Genomic DNA, 6,817 nt, shown 5'->3' with positions numbered 1-6,817 from the left:
GATCAATGGTTTATCCGCATAACCTGAACCGCCGTATACGGAACCGTACGTACGGTGGTGTGAGAGGACGGCGGATGTAAATCCGCCTCCTACTCGATGCGACTCTTTGAGGCGCCCCGATCAGCTAGGCTTCTTCCACTTCCCGCGTATCCCATCGTTGTGCCTTGATCGCCTTGTAAAGCATGCCGATGGTCAGTGGCATCTTGTTCCCACGGCCCTTGGCCCTGCGCTTTTGAAACACATCAAATCCTTCAGGCTGAAAATAGCGGTAGGCGTCGTAGTCGATGAGCTCGATGGCGAACCGCTCCTCCAAGGCCTCCATCAGATGCCGGGCATCCGCGCCGTCACAACCCAGGTCGAGATTGATCGCGGTGTCCAGGCGGATCGTCTTGCGTTCAGGCAGGCCGATCTCTTCGTGCAGCAGTTCCATGAGCTGGCGCATGGCGTGATCGTCGGGGAAGTCTGGGGCGAGGTACATGGCGAGGTTTCCGGGAGGTTGGCGTGCGTCCGTCTGGAGGGAAAGTTTAGGGTGAAATCGTTGCTCGTTGGAAAAGAAGAAAGATCTCACAGCAGTCTCGGAACCGTCTGCTGAGTATTTCCCTGGCCGCTCGGTAAGGTTCGCCACGCCCTTTCAATGGGGGTAACGGCGACCGAGCAGGGATGAAGCATGACGAAAGGAAAGACCGGTGCTCCGCAGGTCTGGGAGCATTACGGTGGCGATCGGGGCTACAGGATCCTGCGGGCCATGACCCCCAGCGAACTGGCAAAAAGAGATGCCGATCAACACACCTATGAGGCCATGCTCGCCAGGCAGACGGCGTACATGAGCGAGCGTCTGGCCCAGGTCCGCGAAGCATCACCTTCCGATGTGAAGGGCTGCGTATTTGCAAAGTCCTGCAAGCTGCCTGATTCAGTCATCGACTACCACAACCCGACCGGGTACATCCCGACTGAAGCCCTGAGGGAGTACGGCCAATTTACTTGTTGGGCGGGCGTCAAGCTGACGAGTCAGGGCGCATTCAGCTTAAGAGTATCAGTGGGTCGTTACCGGCAAGCTTCGGTACGTTTGCCTTGGGGCGGACGATGCCGGTCTCCCTTGGTGCTGCTGCCGAGGCTGCTGGCGCGGTCAGTGCTCCGGTGGCGGCGGGTGCACTGATCGGTCTGGTGGGGTTGCTGATGCCCTCGAACCTGGGTGACGGTTCGTTGTACACCGAAGAGCAATTGCGCTCCCAGGAGCAGGCCCGTACGCGGGTTCGGTTGCATGTCGAAACCCAGGTCGATGGCACGCTCAAGGGATACGGCTACAACACCCAGACGCGACGTGAGTGGGAAATGATTCCTGTGGTGACGTTCCAGGTCCGCGGCGCGCAGCAAGTGGCGGACTTTGGCGATGGAGTCGAATTGATCTGGACGCCTGCGGTCGATCCTTCTACGACGCTGGGCATCCCGGCGCTGGAGGCTGCGCCACAGGCTCCGCACATCTGGATTTTTCCGCCAACGCCTGCGGCGGACAGCATCATCGTCAACCCGATTTATCCGCCGCAGTACAAGGATTTCATTCTTGTGTTTCCGGCGGATTCTGGGGTTTCGCCGTTGTATATAGTTTTTAGTATTCGCCGTAAGGGGTTGCCAGAGGCGGGGCATGACTATCATCCGGCGCCAAGAACACGCGAAATAACTGGCTTTAACGGCTTGCTCGAAGTCAAAGCAAAGACGCCACGTCAAGGCGGCGGTGGGTTTCGGGAGCGCTGGACGGATGCTAAGGGCAGGAAGATTTACGAGTGGGACTCCAGGCACGCTGAACTAGAGGTGTATCGCGCGAGCGATGGTAGCCATTTGGGTTCATTTGATCACCTTACGGGTGAGCAGAAGAAAAAACCGAATCCGAAACGTAATATCAAAAAATTTCTGTGAGGATGGTATGGGATTAAAAGTCAGGTTGAGATGGTTCGATAAAGAAACGGAGGTTTTGGTCGGAAAAGAGTATTCGAAGGATTTTGGAGACGATTCTATTGTTCTCGACGATCTGGATCTTCCTTTGGAAAACAATATCAATAATGGAGGCTTCGACGTGAGTACCGAATGGGCTGAAATCCTACAGCCACATTTCGAGCATGCCTTGGATTTATCGATATACGACTATCAGGTGTCTTTTGATTATCGGGATGTTTGGTAATCATCCAGCTTGAATCCAACCGCCAACGCCGCTGGCGGTAGATTGCTTCGCATTTCCCGTGGTTTATTTCCCGGACCAGGTCTTAGGCACCAAGCTGTATCATCCCGTATCGATTCGACCCCGACCTTTTCTCGACTCGCCGCGTTGTCCCGCTAGGCTTTGGGCATCGCAGCAGTCAAAGGAGCGACCGCGCATGCACAGCACCCTGGAACAGGTTTTCGGTTATCCACAGTTTCGTCCCGGTCAGGAGGCGGTCATCGGCGCCGTGCTGGCCGGTCGGTCGGCAGCGGCCATTTTCCCCACCGGCTCAGGCAAGTCCTTGTGTTATCAATTGCCGGCCCTGCTCTTGCCGCACCTGACCCTGGTGGTCTCGCCACTGCTGGCGCTGATGCAGGACCAGTTGGCGTTCCTCAAGCGCCACGGCATCGCGGCGGCGAGTATCGATTCGGCCCAGGGGCGTGACGAAGCCAACGATGCCATGGCGCGGGCCCGTTCGGGCGAGTTGAAGATCCTGATGATCTCCGTGGAGCGCCTGAAGAACGAGCGTTTTCGCAATTTCTTGCAGCAGGTGCAGATCTCGTTGCTGGTGGTGGACGAGGCCCACTGTATTTCGGAATGGGGGCATAACTTTCGACCTGACTACCTCAAGCTTCCCGATTACCAGCGTGAGTTCAATATTCCTCAGGTATTGTTGCTGACGGCCACCGCTACACCCAAGGTCATCGCCGACATGCAGGCGAAATTCGCCATCGCCGCCGCCGATGTGGTGACAACCGGTTTCTACCGCTCGAACCTCAATCTGCTGGTCGAGCCCGTGAGTGGTGCCGACAAGCGCGCACGGCTGGTGCAGTGGCTGGGCGAGCGTGCCGGGCAGCCGAGCATCGTCTACGTGACCTTGCAGCGAACCGCCGAGCAGATTGCCGAACACCTGGGTCGGCACGGGATCGAGGCCGAGGCCTATCACGCCGGTTTGCCCCATGAACAACGCGAAGATATCCAGCGGCGGTTCATGGGCGGGCAATCCAATTGCATCGTCGCGACCATCGCTTTTGGCATGGGCATCGACAAGAGTGACATTCGCAACGTCGTGCATTTCGACCTGCCCAAGTCCATCGAAAACTACAGCCAGGAGATCGGCCGCGCCGGTCGGGATGGGCAGCCTTCCGATTGCCTGGTGCTGGCCAACCGCGACAGTCTCAACGTGCTGGAAAACTTTGTGTATGGCGATACACCGGAGCTTGCAGGCATTCGTTGCGTGCTCGATGAGCTGCAGGCCGCCGCTCCCGATGGGCAATGGGAGTTCTTGCTGGGACCTCTGGCGGACCAGAGCAACATCCGGCAGTTGCCACTCAAGACGTTGCTGGTCCAGTTGGAGCTACGTCGGCTGATCGCGCCGCGCTATGCCTATTTCGCGGAGTACCGCTTCAAGTTCCTGACTGAGCCACAAGAATTGCTGGAGCGCTTCGAAGGCGAGCGAAGGGACTTCGTCTCGGCCATCATCCAGACCTCCAGTCGCGCCCGGGCCTGGGCCACGGTGAATTTCGACGGGATGTACCAGCAATATCACGCTGAGCGTAATCGCGTGGTCAAGGCGCTGGATTATTTCCAGGAAAAGGGCTGGATCGAGCTGGAAAGCAAACAGATGACCGAGGTGTACAGCGTGCTGGAAGGGGACCTGGATACGCAGGTCTTGAGCTCCGAGCTACACGCCTATTTCACCCGGCACGAGCAAGGTGAAATCGCGCGGATCCACGCCATGCTCGAGTTGTTCGCCACCGACCGTTGCCTGGGTTACCGCCTGGCGCAATATTTCGGCGATGACCATGCGCCACGCCAGTGCGGCCATTGTTCGGTGTGCCATGGGCATGTCGCTCGCCTGCCGGAGCCGCCTCCGTTGCCGGCGCTTGTGGATAAAAACTTCGAGGCGCTGTGTGGCGACTTTATCCACAAGCACGAGCAGCATAGCGGCAGCGTGCCGTCTGCCGAGCACCTCACCCGCTTCCTGTGCGGAATCAGCGTGCCGCTGTTCACCCGATTGAAGGCGCGGAAGATCCAGGGATATGCCGCACTGGAGGCGTATCCATACGCTGAAGTTCGTCAGTGGGCCCAAGCGCACCTGTGAGCTGCATCCATCCGCTGAATGCCCTGCATCACACGAATAAATTTCAAAAATAATCGGCGGCTGACTAAGGTGAAGGCTGTCTTCGGATCGCCAACAAGAGAGCAAACATGAGCCAGACACCTTTCGATATTCAGCGTGCCGCGGTGGTCGGTGCAGGCACCATGGGCCGGGGCATCGTGATGTGCCTGGCCAATGCCGGCGTGGCGGTGCAGTGGGTCGACAACAATCCGCAGATGCTCGAGCAGGCACTGGTCGCCGTGGCCGAGACCTATGCCCATGGCGTGCGTCAGGGCCGTATCGATCAGGGTGAGGCCGACGCGCGGATCGCCCGGGTGACACGGGCGGATGATTACGCGGCAATCGGCAATGTGGACCTGGTGATCGAAGCGGTTTACGAAAACCTCGAACTCAAACAGAAAATCTTTCGTGAACTGGACGGCCTGCTCAAGCCCGAGGCTATCCTGGCGAGCAACACCTCGGCGCTGGACATCGATGCCATCGCCGCTGTCACCCGTCGGCCAACCCAAGTCCTGGGCCTGCATTTCTTCAGCCCGGCGCACATCATGAAGCTGCTGGAAATCGTTCGCGGCGCACAAACCTCCAAAGCGGTGCTGGACGCAGCGCTGGTGCTGGGCAAGCGCATGGGCAAGGTCAGCGTTGTATCAGGCAATTGCCATGGATTCATTGGCAACCGAATGCTTCATCCTTATGTGCTGGAAGCGCGCAAGATGCTGCTGGAGGGGGCATTCCCCCATCAGGTGGATGCGGCGTTGCAAGGCTTTGGCTTCGCCATGGGGCCGTTCCGTATGTACGACGTCGTTGGCATCGACTTGGAGTGGCGCGCCCGTGAGCTGGCGGGCAAGGGCCAGGATGCGCCCGAGGTGCAGGTGGACAACCGGTTGTGCGAGCTGGGTCGGTTCGGCCAGAAAAGCGGCAATGGGTACTATCACTACGAGCCGGGCAGTCGACAGGCCGAGCATGATGTCGAGGTCGATGCGCTGGTGCTACAGGTCAGTGAAGCGCTGGGTTTCCAGCGGCGCGAGATTGGCCCGGAAGAAATCCTCGAGCGGTGCTTGCTGGCGCTGGTCAACGAGGGGGCAAAGATCCTGCAGGAAGGCATTGCCGAGTCGGCCCACGATATCGACCTGGTCTATCTCAACGGCTATGGCTTCCCTGCCGACAAGGGCGGGCCTATGGCCTGGGCTGACGGGCAGGGGCTGGAGGATATCCACGCACGCCTGCTGGAGCTCGAAACGAAGCAGGGCGACCAGTGGAAGCCCGCGCGCCTGATTGGCGAGCTGGCAGCGCAGGGCAAGGGATTCGCACAGGCCTGAGGCCGGGCCACGTCAAGATCATTGAGCAACCGTAAAGGACACCTGATGCCCCAACGCAACGAATACCGACACTTGCAACCCATTACCACGCGCTGGCACGACAACGATGTGTATGGTCACGTCAATAACGTCACCTATTACAGCTTTTTCGATAGCGCAGTGAATACCTACCTGATCGAAGTTGGTGGCCTGGATATCCATGACGGAGAGGTGGTGGGGTTCGTGGTGAGTTCAGCCTGTGACTACTTTGCCTCGATCGCCTTTCCAGACCGGATTGAAATCGGCCTGCGGGTCGGCAAGCTGGGCAGCAGTTCGGTGCAGTACGAGCTGGCGGTGTTCAAGGCGGGCGAGGAGGAGGCCTGCGCGGCGGGGCGTTTTGTTCACGTATTCGTGGACCGGGCGTCGAATCGGCCGGTGGCGATTCCGGACCGGCTACGTGGGGCTTTGGAACAGTTGGTGGTCTGAAACAAAAAATCGCAGCCTCCTGTCAGCTCTTGGAGCTGCCGGAGGCTGCGATCTTCAACGGCGGTTATCCGTCAGCCGTTAGTCGCGGTAGTAGCGATGATGTTTTTTGCGATGCCCGTAGGCATGGCCGCGACCTGGGTGGCCGTCACGGTAGTAGCGGCGATCACCACGGCGACCGTCGTAACGACGATCATCGTCATCGTCCTTGCCCATGTAGTTACCCAGCGCGCCACCAGCGCCGCCGCCCGCCGCCGCACCGATCAGGCTGCCAGTGGTGCCGCCGACGCTACGGCCGACCACGTTACCGCCGGCTGCGCCCAGCGCACCGCCGATCGCTGCTTCGCCGCGGCTGTGTCTGTCTGCACCGACTGCACTGCCGCCCGCACCGCCCAGCGCCGCGCCGATAGTGGAACCGGTGTTGCCGCCCAGGGACTGGCCGACGACCGAACCCAAAACCCCGCCCAATGCGCCGCCCACACCTGCTTCGGCAGTACCACCGGCAGAAGCGACGCCACTGGCCAGGCTAAGGGACAACAAGAGAATGGAGGAGAACTTCATAGAGGAGCCTCAAAGGGATGACGGCGCGATCCTGAGGCTGGCTTCGCTTGGTTACAATAGAAATCCGACGAGTAACACGACTTGTGCACAATTCTCTAAGTTATTGTTTTTCGGAGGGAACTTAAGGCAAATTGGCCGGTCTTTAGCTACTTGAGACAGGCC

Annotated in this window: 6 protein-coding genes and 1 pseudogene; 5 read left to right on the top strand and 2 right to left on the bottom strand. The window is 59.2% G+C overall.

The features are described from left to right. Positions 1–124 precede the first annotated feature (124 nt). Positions 125–478: a DUF1493 family protein gene (locus ASC85_RS09985; protein ID WP_057449203.1), complete on the bottom strand. Its 354-nt coding sequence runs from the start codon at positions 476–478 to the stop codon at positions 125–127. A 189-nt stretch (positions 479–667) separates the two neighbouring features. Here ASC85_RS09985 and ASC85_RS09980 point away from each other — a divergent pair. The 5 genes and pseudogenes from ASC85_RS09980 (at position 668) to ASC85_RS09960 (ending at position 6,097) form a co-directional block, all read left to right on the top strand. After that, positions 668–1,914: pseudogene (locus tag ASC85_RS09980) on the top strand (colicin E3/pyocin S6 family cytotoxin). Positions 1,915–1,921: 7 nt separating this feature from the next. Beyond that, positions 1,922–2,176: a colicin E3-like toxin immunity protein gene (locus ASC85_RS09975; RefSeq protein WP_057449202.1), complete on the top strand. Its 255-nt coding sequence runs from the start codon at positions 1,922–1,924 to the stop codon at positions 2,174–2,176. A gap of 193 nt (positions 2,177–2,369) precedes the next feature. After that, a complete protein-coding gene (locus ASC85_RS09970; protein WP_057449201.1) occupies positions 2,370–4,298 on the top strand; it encodes a RecQ family ATP-dependent DNA helicase in 1,929 nt (642 codons plus the stop codon). 107 nt (positions 4,299–4,405) lie between these two features. Further along, on the top strand, positions 4,406–5,632 hold the full coding sequence (locus ASC85_RS09965; RefSeq protein ID WP_057449200.1) for a 3-hydroxyacyl-CoA dehydrogenase: 1,227 nt from the start codon (positions 4,406–4,408) through the stop codon (positions 5,630–5,632). Between the two features lie 45 nt (positions 5,633–5,677). After that, on the top strand, positions 5,678–6,097 hold the full coding sequence (locus ASC85_RS09960) for an acyl-CoA thioesterase (protein ID WP_057449199.1): 420 nt from the start codon (positions 5,678–5,680) through the stop codon (positions 6,095–6,097). A gap of 78 nt (positions 6,098–6,175) precedes the next feature. Here the strand turns inward: ASC85_RS09960 and ASC85_RS09955 are convergent, their stop codons facing one another. Continuing rightward, complete coding sequence (locus ASC85_RS09955) at positions 6,176–6,655, bottom strand: glycine zipper domain-containing protein (protein ID WP_057449198.1); 480 nt, start codon at positions 6,653–6,655, stop codon at positions 6,176–6,178. Positions 6,656–6,817 lie beyond the last annotated feature (162 nt).

The sequence above is a fragment of the Pseudomonas sp. Root401 genome, assembly GCF_001425105.1.
Taxonomy (GTDB): domain Bacteria; phylum Pseudomonadota; class Gammaproteobacteria; order Pseudomonadales; family Pseudomonadaceae; genus Aquipseudomonas; species Aquipseudomonas brassicacearum.
The sequence above is the reverse complement of the archived record's forward strand: the minus strand, read 5'-3'. Positions and strand labels throughout refer to the sequence as shown.

Bases quoted from the DNA above. Each gene is read 5' to 3' on its own strand.
- ASC85_RS09970 (WP_057449201.1), top strand. From the start codon at position 2,370: ATGCACAGCACCCTGGAACAGGTTTTCGGTTATCCACAGTTTCGTCCC.
- ASC85_RS09965 (WP_057449200.1), top strand. From the start codon at position 4,406: ATGAGCCAGACACCTTTCGATATTCAGCGTGCCGCGGTGGTCGGTGCA.
- ASC85_RS09960 (WP_057449199.1), top strand. From the start codon at position 5,678: ATGCCCCAACGCAACGAATACCGACACTTGCAACCCATTACCACGCGC.
- ASC85_RS09955 (WP_057449198.1), bottom strand. From the start codon at position 6,655: ATGAAGTTCTCCTCCATTCTCTTGTTGTCCCTTAGCCTGGCCAGTGGC.
- ASC85_RS09985 (WP_057449203.1), bottom strand. From the start codon at position 478: ATGTACCTCGCCCCAGACTTCCCCGACGATCACGCCATGCGCCAGCTC.
- ASC85_RS09975 (WP_057449202.1), top strand. From the start codon at position 1,922: ATGGGATTAAAAGTCAGGTTGAGATGGTTCGATAAAGAAACGGAGGTT.